Source organism: Bacillus horti, assembly GCF_030813115.1.
Taxonomy (GTDB): domain Bacteria; phylum Bacillota; class Bacilli; order Caldalkalibacillales; family JCM-10596; genus Bacillus_CH; species Bacillus_CH horti.
Map to the genome: position 1 here is coordinate 281,919 of NZ_JAUSTY010000001.1, position 15,518 is coordinate 297,436.

Annotated in this window: 12 protein-coding genes and 1 riboswitch; of the genes, 2 read left to right on the forward strand and 10 right to left on the reverse strand. The window is 40.9% G+C overall.

Annotation, left to right across the window (positions count from 1 at the left end; genetic code table 11):
* Nucleotides 1–31 precede the first annotated feature (31 nt).
* Genes sdhB through J2S11_RS01340 form a run of 3 tightly spaced genes read right to left on the reverse strand, consistent with a single transcriptional unit; the run spans nt 32 to nt 3,182 of the window.
* On the reverse strand, nt 32–781 hold the full coding sequence (gene sdhB / locus J2S11_RS01330) for a succinate dehydrogenase iron-sulfur subunit (RefSeq protein WP_307389862.1): 750 nt from the start codon (nt 779–781) through the stop codon (nt 32–34).
* Nucleotides 781–2,547 carry a succinate dehydrogenase flavoprotein subunit gene (sdhA, locus tag J2S11_RS01335; protein ID WP_307389864.1) on the reverse strand — a complete coding sequence of 589 codons (1,767 nt, stop codon included), beginning with the start codon at nt 2,545–2,547 and terminating at the stop codon, nt 781–783. Before sdhA ends, sdhB begins: the two co-directional genes overlap by 1 nt.
* A gap of 20 nt (nt 2,548–2,567) precedes the next feature.
* Nucleotides 2,568–3,182, reverse strand: coding sequence for a succinate dehydrogenase cytochrome b558 subunit (locus J2S11_RS01340; protein ID WP_307389867.1), 615 nt, complete (start codon nt 3,180–3,182; stop codon nt 2,568–2,570).
* Between the two features lie 285 nt (nt 3,183–3,467).
* Here J2S11_RS01340 and J2S11_RS01345 point away from each other — a divergent pair, with 285 nt between their 5' ends.
* On the forward strand, nt 3,468–4,025 hold the full coding sequence (locus J2S11_RS01345) for a DUF2507 domain-containing protein (protein WP_307389870.1): 558 nt from the start codon (nt 3,468–3,470) through the stop codon (nt 4,023–4,025).
* A gap of 131 nt (nt 4,026–4,156) precedes the next feature.
* Here J2S11_RS01345 and J2S11_RS01350 read toward each other — a convergent pair whose 3' ends face one another.
* The 7 genes from J2S11_RS01350 to J2S11_RS01380 form a co-directional block, all read right to left on the reverse strand.
* Nucleotides 4,157–5,398 (reverse strand): aspartate kinase, encoded by a 1,242-nt coding sequence (locus J2S11_RS01350; RefSeq protein ID WP_307389871.1) that lies wholly within the window; start codon nt 5,396–5,398, stop codon nt 4,157–4,159.
* 172 nt (nt 5,399–5,570) lie between these two features.
* Nucleotides 5,571–5,756: riboswitch (Lysine riboswitch) on the reverse strand.
* 73 nt (nt 5,757–5,829) lie between these two features.
* Nucleotides 5,830–7,611, reverse strand: a complete 1,782-nt coding sequence (gene uvrC / locus J2S11_RS01355; protein ID WP_307389873.1) for an excinuclease ABC subunit UvrC — start codon at nt 7,609–7,611, stop codon at nt 5,830–5,832.
* A gap of 186 nt (nt 7,612–7,797) precedes the next feature.
* Entirely contained in the window at nt 7,798–8,115 is a 318-nt protein-coding gene (gene trxA / locus J2S11_RS01360) for a thioredoxin (protein WP_307389875.1), read from the reverse strand.
* A 164-nt stretch (nt 8,116–8,279) separates the two neighbouring features.
* Entirely contained in the window at nt 8,280–9,251 is a 972-nt protein-coding gene (locus J2S11_RS01365; RefSeq protein ID WP_307389878.1) for an electron transfer flavoprotein subunit alpha/FixB family protein, read from the reverse strand.
* A 15-nt stretch (nt 9,252–9,266) separates the two neighbouring features.
* Nucleotides 9,267–10,034, reverse strand: a complete 768-nt coding sequence (locus J2S11_RS01370) for an electron transfer flavoprotein subunit beta/FixA family protein (RefSeq protein WP_307389881.1) — start codon at nt 10,032–10,034, stop codon at nt 9,267–9,269.
* 110 nt (nt 10,035–10,144) lie between these two features.
* Nucleotides 10,145–10,924, reverse strand: a complete 780-nt coding sequence (locus J2S11_RS01375) for an enoyl-CoA hydratase (protein WP_307389883.1) — start codon at nt 10,922–10,924, stop codon at nt 10,145–10,147.
* Between the two features lie 213 nt (nt 10,925–11,137).
* Complete coding sequence (locus J2S11_RS01380; RefSeq protein WP_307389886.1) at nt 11,138–13,051, reverse strand: AMP-binding protein; 1,914 nt, start codon at nt 13,049–13,051, stop codon at nt 11,138–11,140.
* Between the two features lie 203 nt (nt 13,052–13,254).
* On the opposite strand from J2S11_RS01380, the gene J2S11_RS01385 reads away from it, so the two are divergent.
* Nucleotides 13,255–15,501: a phosphodiester glycosidase family protein gene (locus J2S11_RS01385; RefSeq protein ID WP_307389888.1), complete on the forward strand. Its 2,247-nt coding sequence runs from the start codon at nt 13,255–13,257 to the stop codon at nt 15,499–15,501.
* The last annotated feature ends 17 nt before the right edge of the window (nt 15,502–15,518 follow it).

Consider the following 15,518-nt stretch of genomic DNA (forward strand, 5'->3'; position numbering starts at 1 on the left):
CTTTTGTGGGTTTATTCCTTATTAAAAACATTTAGGATCCTAAGAACTTCTTAATTCCCTGAAGAGTTGTATCCCTATTAAGGGCTGCAATAGATGTAGTTAAAGGAATCCCTTTAGGACAAGCTTGTACACAGTTTTGGGAGTTCCCGCAATCTGTAATTCCTCCCTCGTCCATAATTGTTTCTAATCGCTCTTCCTTTTGCATCTCTCCAGTAGGATGAGCATTGAACAATCTAACCTGACTCAGTGGTGCAGGTCCAATAAACGGTGACTTGCTGTTTACATTTGGACATGCCTCTAAACATACCCCACAAGTCATACACTTCGATAGCTCATACGCCCATTGACGCTTTGATTCAGCCATTCTTGGTCCAGGACCTAAGTCATACGTTCCATCTATAGGAATCCATGCTTTGACCTTCTTAAGAGCATCGAACATTCTATTTCTGTTCACGGTTAAATCACGTGTAACTGGGAATGTGCTCATTGGAGCTAAGCGAATCGGCTGTTCTAGCTTATCAACCAAAGCCGTACAAGCCTGACGCGGCTTACCATTAATCACCATAGAACAAGCTCCACATACTTCCTCTAAGCAGTTAGAGTCCCAAACAACTGGAGTTGTTTTTTCTCCTTTGTCATTAACCGGATTACGTTGTATTTCCATTAATGCACTAATCACGTTCATATTAGGACGATAAGGTAAAGTGAACTCTTCATCGTAAGGTGTTCCTTCAGGGCCTGCTTGACGAGTGATACGAAACTTAACGACTTTCTCACTCATTAGTTAGCCGCCTCCTTCGCTTTAGAATAATCACGCTTACGTGGCTTGATTAAGGATACGTCAACATCCTCGTACTCAAGCTTAGGACCATTTTCTTCTGGTACAAAGCTAGCCTTTGTTGTCTTCATAAATTCCTCATCATTACGCTCTGGGAACTCAGGCTTATAATGCGCTCCACGGCTCTCGTTTCTGTTAAGAGCACCGATCGTAATAACCCTAGCAAGCTGAAGCATGTTCCAAAGCTGACGAGTAAATGATGCAGCCTGATTGTTCCATTTTCCAGTATCGTTTACATTAATATTTTTGTATCTCTCCATTAGTTCAACGATCTTATCATCTGTTTGCTGTAAACGGTCATTATAACGTACAACTGTTACATTGTCGGTCATCCACTCTCCTAGCTCTTTGTGAATGACATACGCATTTTCTGTGCCGTTCATATTCAGGATGCTATCATATTCACCCTGTTGCTTCTGCTTTTCATTTTCAAAAACAGTAGAGGATATATCCTCTGCACTTTTATTTAAACCACTAATATATTCAATCGCTTTAGGCCCAGCTACCATTCCACCAAAGATAGATGAAAGTAAGGAGTTTGCTCCTAAGCGGTTCGCACCATGGTATTGGTAATCTACTTCCCCTGCAGCAAATAATCCAGGGATATTCGTCATTTGATTGTAGTCTACCCACAGACCACCCATTGAGTAGTGAACAGCAGGGAAGATTTTCATTGGAAGTTTACGCGGATCGTCTCCCATAAACTTTTCATAGATCTCGATAATTCCGCCAAGCTTGATGTCAAGCTCTTTGGCATCCTTGTGAGAAAGGTCAAGGTATACCATATTCTCACCATTGATACCAAGCTTCAAATCAACACATACATGGAAGATCTCACGTGTCGCAATATCACGAGGAACTAGGTTTCCATAAGCAGGATATTTCTCTTCAAGGAAGTACCACGGCTTACCGTCCTTGTCATATGTCCATACTCGTCCACCTTCACCACGAGCAGACTCTGACATCAACCGCAGCTTATCATCTCCTGGAATAGCGGTTGGATGAATTTGAATAAATTCACCATTTGCATAAACAGCCCCTTGCTGATAAACAGCAGCGGCAGCCGTCCCGGTATTAATGACCGAGTTTGTAGAACGACCGAATACAATCCCCGGTCCACCTGTTGCTAGGATTACTGCATCACCAGCAAACGTATGGATTTCTCCGTTGATTAAATTCTGAGCCGTAATCCCACGACATACACCTTCATCATCTATAACAGCTGATAAGAAATCCCAGCCTTCATATTTCGTTACTAATCCTCTTACTTCATGTCTTCTTACTTGCTCATCCAATGCATATAAAAGCTGTTGACCCGTCGTAGCACCAGCAAATGCTGTACGGTGATGCTTTGTCCCACCAAAACGTCTGAAGTCAAGCAATCCCTCTGGTGTACGGTTAAACATAACTCCCATACGATCCATCAGATGGATAATACCAGGCGCAGCATCACACATGGCCTTAACTGGAGGCTGATTCGCTAGAAAGTCTCCCCCATAAACTGAATCATCAAAATGCTCCCATGGAGAATCCCCTTCTCCCTTCGTATTTACAGCACCATTAATTCCACCTTGAGCACAAACGGAGTGAGAACGTTTTACAGGCACGAGTGAAAAAAGGTCAACATGGACACCAGCCTCAGCAGCTTTAATTGTTGCCATTAGCCCTGCTAGTCCACCACCAACTACAATAACATTTCCTTTACTCATTAATTGACTCACCCCTTTACTTAGGATAATTTAGCAAATTCAAATACGATTAATACTCCACCAACTGAAAGGATAGCGAAAACAACCATCCAAATGTACGTTGAAATACGTTGAGCCTTAGGTCCTACCGTAATTCCCCACGTGACGCAGAAAGACCACATTCCGTTAGCAAAGTGGAACGTAGCGGCAACCACTCCTATGATATAGAACGCAATCATAACAGGGCTTGCAAAAATATCTCCCATCATTTGAGCGTTAACTTCAGCACCGAACGCGGCAGCAATTCTTGTTTCCCATACATGCCAAGCGATAAAAATAATTAAAATAACCCCTGTGGCACGTTGTAGCATAAACATTACATTACGGAAATAGCCGTAGTTCGTAACGTTATTTCTGGCCTGAAACGCGATATAAAGACCGTAAATTGCATGGTACAAAAGTGGTAGGAAAATTAAAAATGCTTCAAGAGCATAGCGTAATGGAAGACTCTCCATAAAGTGTGCAGCACTGTTAAAGCTATCTTCACCATAGAGAATAAAATGGTTAATGAATAAATGCTGAACCAAGAAAATTCCGACCGGGATAACCCCTAATAATGAATGTAACTTCCGATTAAAAAAATGTGTGGATGCCATATCGGTCCCCCCTTCAATGTTTAAGCGTTTTCTTTGCGTTGCTGATTTAGAGAACATGTACAAAATAAAAAAATACCTTTTCACGTCTATCACTTTCTGTCTCTAACCATACCAAAGTATATTTTACCTCTTTCTATATTCTAGCGTCAAGGAATCGGACACAGCTTCGACAAATTTCGCTCACAGGAAAATCATATTTTTATAAGTATATCCTATATTCATCTTGCATATAGTGAGGTATATCATATCTTGTCCATAGAATGAAAAAAAGGAGTTGAATCGTTCATGAAGGAAGGAAATATGCTTCAGCACGAAGCTTTTCATAAACCATTACTCCAAATGAAAGGGCAATCTGTGCCTTTACTTGGATATCATTTAGTTAGAGATCATGTCCTTGCTACCATTACTGGGGAGCATCAAAGCTCAATTTTATATTGGGCTGGAAAAACACTTGCCGAACAGTTTGAATTTCAATCCTTTGAAGAGATTAGAAATTTCTTTTTGGATGCGGGTTGGGGTTACTTAGAAGTAAAGCAGGATAAAGCAGCTGTAAAGCATTTTTTGTTAGATTCCCCTCAATTTCAGTATCGTACACTCCCGGTTATTGAATCTACTTTTGCCTTGGAATGCGGCTTTTTAAGCCAAGCGCTAGGGAAGCTAGAGGATAAAGAAACAGAGGGTGACTACAGGCTCCAAAGTAAAGAGCAAAAGGATACGGTCCATTTTACTGTATATTTTCATGACTCGCCCAGCGAATATAAAGGAAATGATAGTAATATGAATGAAAGCAACAACCCCCAAGTAGGAGAAAAATCATCAAAGGAAAAATCAAAACAAAAATAACTTATATTTAGACTGAAATTTGTATAATAAAACACTAGGGTAGGTTTTCTTATATATCACACCCCCGACTAACAATAAGCTATTAATTGTCAGTCGGGGCTATTCTTTTCATTATCGATTATAGAAACCCGTTATTCCTGATAAGCTTTGGCTTTAGCCTTATCTAGACCAAATGTAGTATGAAGTGCTTGAACAGCTCTCAGCATATCGACCTGGGGAATAACACAGGAAACCTTTATTTCTGACGTGGATACCATTTTTATTTCTATATTCTCTGTACTTAGGCAATCAAACATCTCAGCGGCCACTCCAGGATTAGAGATCATTCCTGCTCCAACAATAGAAACTTTACATAAATCCTCTTCATAAATTATATCCTTATAGACTAAATTTTCTTTATTGTTCTCCAATACAGTAAGAGTATTTCTTAGCTCATCCTGATGGATAGAAAAAGAGATATTCGTATAATCAAGATCATACATGCTCTGGTTAATAATGATATCTACATTAATATGTGCCTTGGCTAATAGGGAAAAAAGGCCTGACAACGCCCCTATTCTCTTCTTCATACCTCTTACCGTAACTTTTGTTACTTGTTTATCATGGGCTACCCCATGAACGACTAAGCCGTCCTCCATCGCAGGCTCCTCCTTTACTATTGTCCCTTCAACATCTTCAAAGCTTGAACGAACACTTAAGCACACGTTATTATTTTTGGCACACTCTACCGCTCTGGGATGTAAGACACCTGCTCCTAAGTGAGCAAGTTCAAGCATTTCATCATAGCTGATTTGTGTAAGCTGACGAGCAAGTGGAACAACACGTGGATCTGCTGTATATACACCTGTTACATCTGTGAAGATATCACAGCGCTCTGCCTTTAAAGCAGCCGCGAGGGCAACAGCCGTTGTATCTGACCCTCCACGTCCCAATGTGGTTATTTGTCCATCCTCTGAAGCACCTTGAAAGCCAGCTACAATCACAACCTGACCATCCTCTAGTTTTTCTAGCATCGCCTTAGTATCAATCGCTTTTATTCGAGCTTTCGCGTGAACAGCCTCTGTTTGTATCCCTGCCTGCCAGCCCGTCATGGATGTGGCTTTTATTCCTAATGCATGTAAAGCCATGCTCAGTAGTGAAATGGTTACTTGCTCTCCTGTAGCTAACAGCATATCCATTTCCCTTGGTTCTGGAGCTGCGTTAAGCTCCTTAGCCAAGCCAATCAACTGGTCTGTAGACTTCCCCATTGCTGATACAACCACCACTAGTTGGTTGCCACGCTGTAGCTCCTGCTTTATTCTTTTCGCTACATGCTGTATTCTCTCAGCAGACCCTACAGATGTTCCTCCAAATTTTTGTACTAGTAAGCTCACTCTCTCCATTCCCTTCCCTATTCAACCTTTTCTCTTTATCACGTGCACAGAACGATCTGGAAAACTCAATTCTTACTCATAAAAAAAGCACCAACAAATGGCTGAGAACATCCATCTGCTGCTGCTTTACAAAAACGACAATAAGAAATTAGACTGTTTGTAATAGGTCGCAACGTGATATAGTTCTCCATCATACATGTCCTGTAATGATGACAGCGTCACACTTATTCAATGCACCGCCAGCCTAAAATGTTTGAGCAACAAATTTGGCTTCGGCGAATCTCCCTTTCCCACACATTCTATGAAGGCTCATCTTCTCACGTATGGTACTATTGATCTTCGCTCCCCTACATTCACTTCGTTTCGAAGTCATGCAAATATGAAGTTGTTGCTATTTTAACAGAGTGCCTTCTAAAACACAAGTTCTAGAATTAGGTAATATCTCCTCTTAAATGATCAAGAATCGTTTGGGCTAATTTGTCTCCAACCCCTATCTCTTTAAAATCATCTAGAGAAGCTTCCTTGATCTTTTTTATGGATCCGAACGTTTTTAGCAGGAGCTTTTTACGCTTAGGTCCCACACCAGGAATCCCATCTAAAGAGGATTGAATCATCGATTTCCCTCTAGTAGAACGATGAAATGTAATAGCAAACCGGTGAACCTCATCCTGAATACGCTGTAGAAGATAAAATTCCTGACTATCTCTTTTCATTTCAACAGGCTCAGGCGGTACACCGAATAACAGTTGTGAGCTACGATGCTTTTCATCCTTGGCTAAGCCACACACTGGCAGGTATAAACCTAGCTCATTTTCAAGGACATCCTGTGCGGCACTAATTTGCCCCTTACCTCCGTCTATCATAATGAGGTCGGGTAAAGGTTGATCTTCTTTTAAAAGTCTAATGTACCTTCGGCGAATCACCTCACGCATTGATTCGTAATCATCAGGGCCCTGAACAGTTTTTATTTTATATTTACGGTACTCATTTTTAGCTGCCTTTCCATCTATAAAGACAACCATAGCTGAAACTGGATCGGTTCCTTGAATATTTGAATTATCGAACGCTTCAATCCGGTGCACTGGACCTGTTCCGAGCTTCTGTCCGAGACGCTCAACCGCTTTAATCGTTCGCTCCTCTGTTCTTTCAATTAATTGAAACTTTTGCTCGATGGAGTTTTTGGCATTAGAAGTAGCCATCGCTAGTAGTTCTTTTTTAGTGCCTCTTTGTGGAGTATATACCTTCACATTTAGCCATGATTGTAATAGCTCACCATCTACTTCATTAGGGACAAGAATTTCTTTTGGCAGGACATGCTCTTTCTCAAAATAAAATTGTCCTATAAAGGACATTAGCTCCTCTCCGATATCATCTCCATAAAAAGGGAAAAGAGATACGTCTCTTTCTATTAACTTACCCTGCCTTACAAAAAACACTTGCACACAAATCCAGCCTTTATCTACATAAAAGCCAAACACATCACGATCAACCTGATCCTTCAGTGTAATACTTTGCTTCTGCATCACTTGTTCAATATGCTGAATCTGATCCCTGAGCTCCTTGGCTCGCTCAAAATTCATTTCTTCTGAGGCTTGTAGCATCTTAGCCTCTAATTCTTTGACAATCTCTTTGTGACCACCATTCAAAAATCGAACAATCTGCTGAGTCATTTGCTCATAAGTAGCTTGCTCAACCGTGTATACACAAGGGGCGAGACATTGACCCATATGATAATACAAGCATACTCGATCCGGGATCGTATTACATTTACGTAATGGATAAAGGCGATCTAGCACCTTTTTCGTTTCGTTTGCTGAGTATGCGTTTGGATAAGGACCAAAGTACTTACCTTTATCTTTTTTTACCTTTCTAGTAATCTCAAGTCGTGGATGCTCATGGCTTGTCAATTTAATATATGGATACGTTTTATCATCCTTAAGTAATACATTATATCTGGGATTATGCTTCTTAATGAAATTACATTCAAGCAACAGAGCTTCTATATTACTAGAAGTAACTATATATTCAAAGTCTACAATGTCCTGTAGCATACGTTGTGTTTTTCCATCATGGCTCCCTGTAAAATAAGAGCGCACACGATTACGTAATGTTTTGGCCTTCCCTACATATATGATCTGACCTTTTTCATCCTTCATCATGTATACACCAGGCTGATCGGGAAGTAAGGAAAGCTTTTCTTTTATCATTGCCATAACAAAACCTCCTGGCTAACATGCCTTCCATTCTATTATACACGATTACCTGATTAAACAGGAATGCTAAGTCTTCAAGTAGATCGTCGTCTGGAGACAACCTCATAATAAAAAAATCATAACAAAAACACCCTCTAAACTATATTCGCATCAAGCAGAATAGGTAGAAGGTGTTTTTTCTATACCTTATAGATGTGCTTCAATTTTTTCAACTAGAGCTTCTTTTGGAGTCCCAGCGCCAATCACTTTATCTACAACTTCATTATCTTTAAACAATAGGAGAGTTGGGATACTCATAACCCCAAACTGAGAAGCTGTTTCTGGATTTTCATCTACATTCACTTTTAAAATTTTCACCTTGTCTCCAAGCTCTTGATCAATTTCCTCTAAAACAGGAGCGATCATGCGGCAAGGTCCGCACCATGGTGCCCAAAAGTCGACTAGTACTGTACCGCTTTCTACCTCTGCTTTAAAGGTTTGATCTGTTCCATCTATAATTGCCATAATAAAAGCCTCCTCTTCACAAACTAAAGTTAAGTTATTTTAGTATTGTACAGATTATACCACTATCATGCATGGATATCCAAGATGTTGCTCAAGGAATTATAATCTGCTTTAAAGGTTTTATAGATGGTATGCTTAAGATCTCTAAAAATGTGCAAAGGTTTCTAAGCCAGAGCTTTCTTGAATTCCTCAGTTAATAATGGAACAATCTCAAAGAGGTCTCCTACAATCCCATAATCAGCCACTTTAAAAATTTCCGCTTCGGGATCCTTATTTATAGCCACAATGACTTTTGAATTTGACATCCCAGCTAAATGCTGGATCGCTCCTGAGATCCCACAGGCGATATACAGATCTGGAGTGACTACTTTACCAGTTTGACCGATCTGCAGGGCATAATCACAATACTCTGCATCACAAGCCCCACGAGAAGCTCCTACTGCACCACCAAGAACGTCAGCTAATTCCTGTAAGGGCTTAAAGCCCTCTGTGCTCTTCACTCCGCGTCCTCCAGCTATAATTACTCTTGCCTCTGAAAGATCTACTCCACCAGCAGTCTTTCGCACCACCTCTTTAATGACGGTACGGATATCCTTAATATCAACGTTAAGCTCTTTGACCTCAGCCTTTAAGGCTTCATCCGCCTCTAATGCGGCAATATTATTTGGTCTTATTGTAATAAAGGCTAGGCCTTCCTTTATTTTCTTTTTAGCGAAGGCTTTACCTGAATAGATAGGACGTACAAACAACGCCTGCTCTCCTTCTCCTTCAATAGAGGTACAATCGGATATTAGAGCGGCTCCTAGCTTTGCTGCTAATCGTGGACTTAGATCCTTCCCTATTGACGTGTGCCCTAATACGATGGCAGTTGGTTGTAGCTGCTCTATCACCTGTAAAAAGGCCTGATAGTATCCATCGGTGGTATAAGAAGTTAGGCTCTCGTGCTTCACTACAACAACCTCGTCAGCCCCATAGTGAGCAAGCTCTGATACATATTTGTCAGCCTCCGTACCAAAAGAGGCAACAGCTACTCTACAGTCTTTATTTATTTGCTTGGCCGCTGCTATAGCCTCATAGGTTACATGTCTAAGTGACCCATCGCGTTCCTCAGCTAATACAAGTATTGTTTGACTCATTTCTTTCCCCTCCCTTTAAATAACCTTGGCTTCTGACTTAAGCAATTGAACTAATTCTTGAACCTGATCCTCTTTTTCCCCTTTTAAGATACGTCCTGCTTCTTTTTTGGGTGGAAGCAGGAGCTCTACCGTTTCCGTTTTGCCTGTCATATCCACTTCATTAATAGAAAGTTCATTAATCGTTAAGCGTTCGAGTGGTTTTTTCTTAGCTTTCATGATTCCAGGCAGTGAAGGATATCTAGGCTCATTTAATCCTTGTTGAGCTGTAAACAACGCTGGTAACGTTAGTTCTATGATTTCAATATCCCCCTCCACGTCACGTTCAACGGTAGCTTTATTCCCATCAATCGTTAGCTTTGTTATAGTCGTCACCTGCGGTATGTCTAAAAGTTCCGCCACTCGTACAGCAACCTGTCCCGCTCCACTATCTACAGATACATTTCCACCTAAAATGAGATCAAACTCTCGCTCTTTAATCACTTGAGCTAAGAGTAAAGAGAAAGTATGCTCATCACCATCTGCACGTTCATCCTCAATAAGAATAGCCTTATCTGCTCCCATAGCAAGCCCTGTTCTGATTTCCTTTTCACTGTCTGGAGATCCTACAGAAAGGAGTGTTACCTCACCACCATGCTCATCACGAAGCTTAATCCCTTCCTCAATGGCGTATTCATCATATGGATTAATGATAAATTCTACGCCATCCTGTACAATTTTATTTTCTTTAATTATAATTTTTTCCTCAGTATCAAAGGTTCTTTTCATCAAAACTAAAATATTCATGATTTCTCCCTCCCGCTTTCATCATTTTAATCAGCTTATTGAATTACATATATGTGATCGACAAATGTTTATTCCAACTGAGCGCTTAGTCAGTTTTAAAACAAATGGAATCACTGATCTTTAAAGTTAGGCTTCCTTTTCTCAATAAATGCTGTAATCCCTTCTTTAGCATCAGCCGATTCAAACACCTTGCCAAAAAGCTCAGCCTCCTTGCGACTTCCAGCTTCTTGTCCGTTACGTTCTCCTTCTAACACGGCTGCTAACGCATATCTAAGAGTAACGGCACTTTTTTCTGCATTCATAGAGGCAAACTGGATAGCTTCTGTCTCTAATTCTCCCTCAACAACAATCCTATTTACTAAGCCTAAACGAAGGGCTTCCTCTCCGGATATAGGTTGTCCAGATAGCAATAGCTCTAAAGCTTTCGCTTTACCTATTAACCTTGGTAGTCGCTGAGTTCCTGCAAAACCAGGAATGAGTCCTAGATTTAATTCAGGAAGTCCTAGCTTTGCCTGTGCTGTAGCAAAACGCATATGACAAGCCATGGCTAGCTCTAATCCCCCACCTAATGCAGCACCGTGGATAGCAGCTAGAATTGGCTTGCTAAACTCTTCCATTCTAGCAAATACCCCTTGTCCTACTTCTGCTATCTTCCTCCCCTCTTCAGCAGTATGAACGGTTGTAAATTCCTTAATATCTGCTCCAGCAGCAAAAAATTTGCCTTTTCCAGCTAACACTACAGCTTTGATTTGCGGATCCTCTTCCACCTTATCAAGCGCTAGAGATAAATTCTTAAACACTTCTCCACTTAAAGCGTTAGCTGGTGGATGCTCAAGTCTAAGAATAGCTACTGAATCCTGTTTTTCCACTTGTACATAGCTTGTAGTCATGGGACAAAATCCTCCTTCTATTTTGAAACAATCCTAATGAACTTTTAATTTTAGAAGCGCTTACATTTATATTATAATGAATATTCATGCTCTTGTGTTGTTTTTTTCTTTGAGTTTCAATTTTTTCTCCTAGCACACCTCCTCAGACTATAGAACGTAACAGATGTATATTATATTCTAGACTGGGGCAGATACTCCCCAGTCCTCATTGTTCTAATCTTCCCTATCCCTGTTTTCAGCCTCGTTTTCATTAGGCACAACAGTGGTCTCATTTAGCTCCCTCTCAACCATTTCGTTAGCTTCACTGGCTTCACTACCTCTAAACAATTCTTCCCCTTCTCTGCCTGCGTTGGCTTCATTCTCTTCAAACGACTTATCTACTGCACTTTCTTCATTTACTGTACTTTCTTTGTTATCTTTAGTTAGCTCAGCTTCTTTATTTATGCTCTCATCCGTTTGCTTTTCTGTCCCTTCCTCTACAAGTACTCTTTTTAAAATCTTTCCTATAATGGACTTTGGCAGCTCCGTTCTGAACTCATAAATTTTAGGAACCTTATACACAGAAAGCTTCTGTCGGCAGAATTGGTCCAGCTCTTGCTCTGACACCTCATAGCCATCCTTTTTAACAATGTACGCTTTGACCGTTTCACCTCGGTACTCATGAGTAACTCCAATGACAGCACACTCTTTGACCGCTTCATGTTCGTAAAGAACCTCTTCAATTTCTCTCGGATAGATATTGTAACCACTAGCAACTATCATCTCTTTTTTACGCTCAACGATGTAAAAATAACCCTTTTCATCCATATACCCTAGATCACCTGTCATAAACCAGCCGTTCTTAAATGCTTTCTCTGTTTCTTTTTCGTTGTTCCAATACCCCTGCATGACCTGCGGTCCTTTAATAGCAAGCTCACCGATCTCCCTAGGCGGAAGCTCTTCACCATCTTCAGTCGAGAGAATGATAGCCTCCGTGTCTGGCCATGGGAGTCCTATACTTCCCACTACATTATTTCCCCAAATTAGATTGGCATGAGTGACTGGTGAGGTCTCCGTTAAACCATACCCCTCAACAAGCTTTCCACCTGTGATCTGCTCAAAACGCTTCTGTACATCAACTGGTAACCCAGCTGAACCACTGATACACGCCTCAATAGAAGATAGATCATATTTTTCAATATTTGATTCATTTAATAGTCCGATATAAATAGTAGGAGCTCCCGGAAAAAGGGTTGGCTTCTCCTTCTGTATCGTTTTTAGTACATCCTTCGCTTCAAATTTAGGTACCAATACCATTGTCGCAGCTGTCATAATTCCTAAATTCATAACAACGGTCATCCCATAGACATGGAAGAGGGGAACAACTCCTAACACTCTCTCCTGTCCGTAGTTCACCTTATAAATCCATTGTGAGCATTGATAAGCGTTCACCACTAAATTACGATGTGTCAGCATAACTCCCTTTGGTAACCCCGTAGTTCCCCCTGTGTACTGTAAGGCTGCCAAATCATCAGGCGTACTGGAAATTTCAATTCGCTTAGGCTTATGCTTTTTTAATAGCTCAGTAAACGAATGAATGCGCTCTCCATACTGTACATTAACATAAAGACCTTGTTTTTTCTGAACATACGGATAAAGTACATTTTTAGGGAAGGGTAAAAAATCCTTGATTCCCGTGATAATAACATCCTTGATAGCCGTTTCCGCCTGTACACGTGCCAATTTAGGATAAACCAAGTCCAATGCAATAATGACCTCAGCCCCAGAATCCTTCAATTGATGCTCTAATTCCCGTTCCATGTACAAAGGATTTGTCTGAACCACAACTCCTCCAGCCAACAAAACCCCAAAATAGCCTATGACGGCTTGAGGACAGTTTGCTAGCATTAAGGCAACTCGTTTCCCTTCAGTTACACCTAAACTCCTTAAAGCATTAGCTAAAGATAAAGCTTGCTCATAAAGTTTGCGATAGGAAACACTCTTACCTAGAAAGCGAATGGCTGTATGATTAGGCTTTACTTTATTAGCCTCCTCCAGAAAAAAGGGTAGTGTTTCCTCAGGATATTCAAGTGATGTGGCGATTTCATCTGGATAATGCTCCGTCCAGATTCCTAGCTTTTTCGGCATTCATACACCTCCTCCATTTGTTCATCTCCACTTGCTGAATTGTTTCTATACTCATATATACTTGTGCTGGTATCATTTCAGAATATTTTTTTACAATTTCCTAGGGTATTCGATATTTAATAGAAACTTTCCGTTCAGCTAAAACGTCTATAAATGGTAGATATTATTTTTCAAAAGACTACTAAAATATGGGAGAGTGTATAATGAAGGCACCACAGAAACACATATTAGGTAAAACAGTTGCAGCTTCCATGCTATGTGCAAGCCTAGTTTTTTCCAGCGTTACACCGGCCACTATTCACACTGCACATGCTGCTGTGACAACCTCTATTAAATTGCAAAACCAGCAAACGATCGCACATGGAGCACAACATAAGGTTTACACGAAGCAGATTAATTCACAGACGGTTCGTATTGAGGTATTAGAGATCAACCTTGGACATCAGTATATTAAGGTCGCTCCACTATACGGTACTCATGTCGGCCAGAAAGATACAGTAACTGGCATGGCTAAACAGTCTGGTGCTGTAGCAGCCTTAAACTCTAGCTTTTTTAATATGCAAAATGAAGGAGGAACGATGGGCGTCTTAGTTAAGGATGGGAACATCGTTTCAAATCCAGATAAGCAGGAGAACTGGAACTCCTTTGCGATATTAAATGATCAAACGGCTATTATTCAGAAGCTTGGATTTACAGGGCAAATCCTTGCCCCAAACGGTGCTAGCTTTTCTCTTGAGGGCATTAATAAGACAGAGTATTGGCCAAACAATAGCCCTGCAAGTAACTACTCTGGAACTATACATAAGTTCACCCCTGAATGGGCGGAAACAAGCCGTGGAAAGCTTCCTGGATATAGTGGAATTGTTGAGCTTGAAGTGACAAATGATGTGGTTACAGATATCCGTTTAGACCAACCAGGGAAAGCAATTCCAGCTGATGGCTATGTTCTTATGGGGCATGGAAATGGAGCTAGCTTCCTACAGAATAATTTCTCCATAGGGGATCCTGTCCAAACCAACTATCAGCTATCCCAAAATGTGGAGCAGGCGATTGGAGCAAACTATTTGCTGGTTAATCAAGGACAGCGTGTATCCACTAGTCATGTTGAGAGCAATCTAAAGGGAAGAAATTCTCGTTCTGCTCTAGGGGTTAGTCAGAATGGAAAAACATTATATATGGTTTCTATTGATAAAGTAGATTCTAACCCAGGAGTTAGTTTAGAAGAACTAGCTGATATATTAATAGAGTTAGGAAGCTTTAAAGCCGTGAACCTAGATGGTGGAGGGTCAACTTCCATGGTTGTGCGCACTCCCGGAGAGTTAAGCGCTGCACGTGTTAATAAAACAACTTGGGAGCGTAGTGTGGCCGATGCCTTAGGTATCTTTAACACAGCTCCAAAAGGAAATCCTGTTGACCTTAACATTGCCGCAACAAGCCTTGTTATGCCAGGTGATCTAATCACTTTAACGGCAAAGGGCTATGACTCAAACTATCATCCTATCACGAACGCAGATGTTGAATACAAAGTATCTGATCCTACTGCTGAGCTTACGAACAATCAGCTGAAGTTTACACAGTCTGGACGCCATTTATTACAGGCTTCCTATAATGGAATATCTACTGATCTACCTATCCGAGTTTTAGCAGCAGAGGATGTTAAACAATTTACAGTAAGCCCTTCAGATATTTTAGTTCTTCCTGGAGAAAAACAAGAGCTAAAAGCAACGCTGCATTTAAATGACGGGCGTACATTTGATCTAAAACCGGAGCATATTCAATGGGCTAATACTCAGGCTGGCCAGATGAACGACATGACCTTCCAGGCTGTTCAAAGTAAAACAAACGGGAAGCTACAAGCAAACGTCTTAGGACTTTCTACGACGATTGATATTGAGGTTAGCTACTCCTTCAGAGATATTAAAGGACACTGGGCTCAGCAAACGATTGAAAGAATGGCAGAGCTAGGACATGCTAAAGGAATTGGAGCAGGTCGCTTTGGTCCAAATACAGATGTGAAGCGAGGAGACTTTGTCGTCTTCCTTTCAAGAATACTGAACTGGAATATTACCGATCGTGAAAAAAATGTTGCGCTAAATGAAACAGTTCCTGCTTATACTCAGGATGCTTTAAAATATGCTAAGCATCACGGTATTTTGAGAGGCGATCAGAACGGACTCCTGAACGCTAACGCTCCAATTTCGCGCATGGAGATGGCAACCATTCTGCAGAGGGTTCTAGGAACTAGCTCAATCCAGCCGGCCAAGACAGTCACTACACCTATGAACAGCCTTTACGCAGACTGGAGCAATGTACCAGAATGGGCAAGAGGTTCAGTAGAATATGTGTCAGAAAGAGAAATCTTTGGAGGTATGAACAATCGTTTCTATCCTCGAAATCACACAACACGTGCTGAGGTTATGACTGTTCTACAAAGGGCTTTCGTAAAATAAACAAAATGTAGACCCAA

Bases quoted from the DNA above. Each gene is read 5' to 3' on its own strand.
- J2S11_RS01385 (WP_307389888.1), top strand. From the start codon at position 13,255: ATGAAGGCACCACAGAAACACATATTAGGTAAAACAGTTGCAGCTTCC.
- sdhA (WP_307389864.1), bottom strand. From the start codon at position 2,547: ATGAGTAAAGGAAATGTTATTGTAGTTGGTGGTGGACTAGCAGGGCTA.
- sdhB (WP_307389862.1), bottom strand. From the start codon at position 781: ATGAGTGAGAAAGTCGTTAAGTTTCGTATCACTCGTCAAGCAGGCCCT.
- J2S11_RS01340 (WP_307389867.1), bottom strand. From the start codon at position 3,182: ATGGCATCCACACATTTTTTTAATCGGAAGTTACATTCATTATTAGGG.
- J2S11_RS01370 (WP_307389881.1), bottom strand. From the start codon at position 10,034: ATGAATATTTTAGTTTTGATGAAAAGAACCTTTGATACTGAGGAAAAA.
- J2S11_RS01365 (WP_307389878.1), bottom strand. From the start codon at position 9,251: ATGAGTCAAACAATACTTGTATTAGCTGAGGAACGCGATGGGTCACTT.
- J2S11_RS01345 (WP_307389870.1), top strand. From the start codon at position 3,468: ATGAAGGAAGGAAATATGCTTCAGCACGAAGCTTTTCATAAACCATTA.
- uvrC (WP_307389873.1), bottom strand. From the start codon at position 7,611: ATGGCAATGATAAAAGAAAAGCTTTCCTTACTTCCCGATCAGCCTGGT.
- J2S11_RS01375 (WP_307389883.1), bottom strand. From the start codon at position 10,924: ATGACTACAAGCTATGTACAAGTGGAAAAACAGGATTCAGTAGCTATT.
- trxA (WP_307389875.1), bottom strand. From the start codon at position 8,115: ATGGCAATTATAGATGGAACAGATCAAACCTTTAAAGCAGAGGTAGAA.
- J2S11_RS01380 (WP_307389886.1), bottom strand. From the start codon at position 13,051: ATGCCGAAAAAGCTAGGAATCTGGACGGAGCATTATCCAGATGAAATC.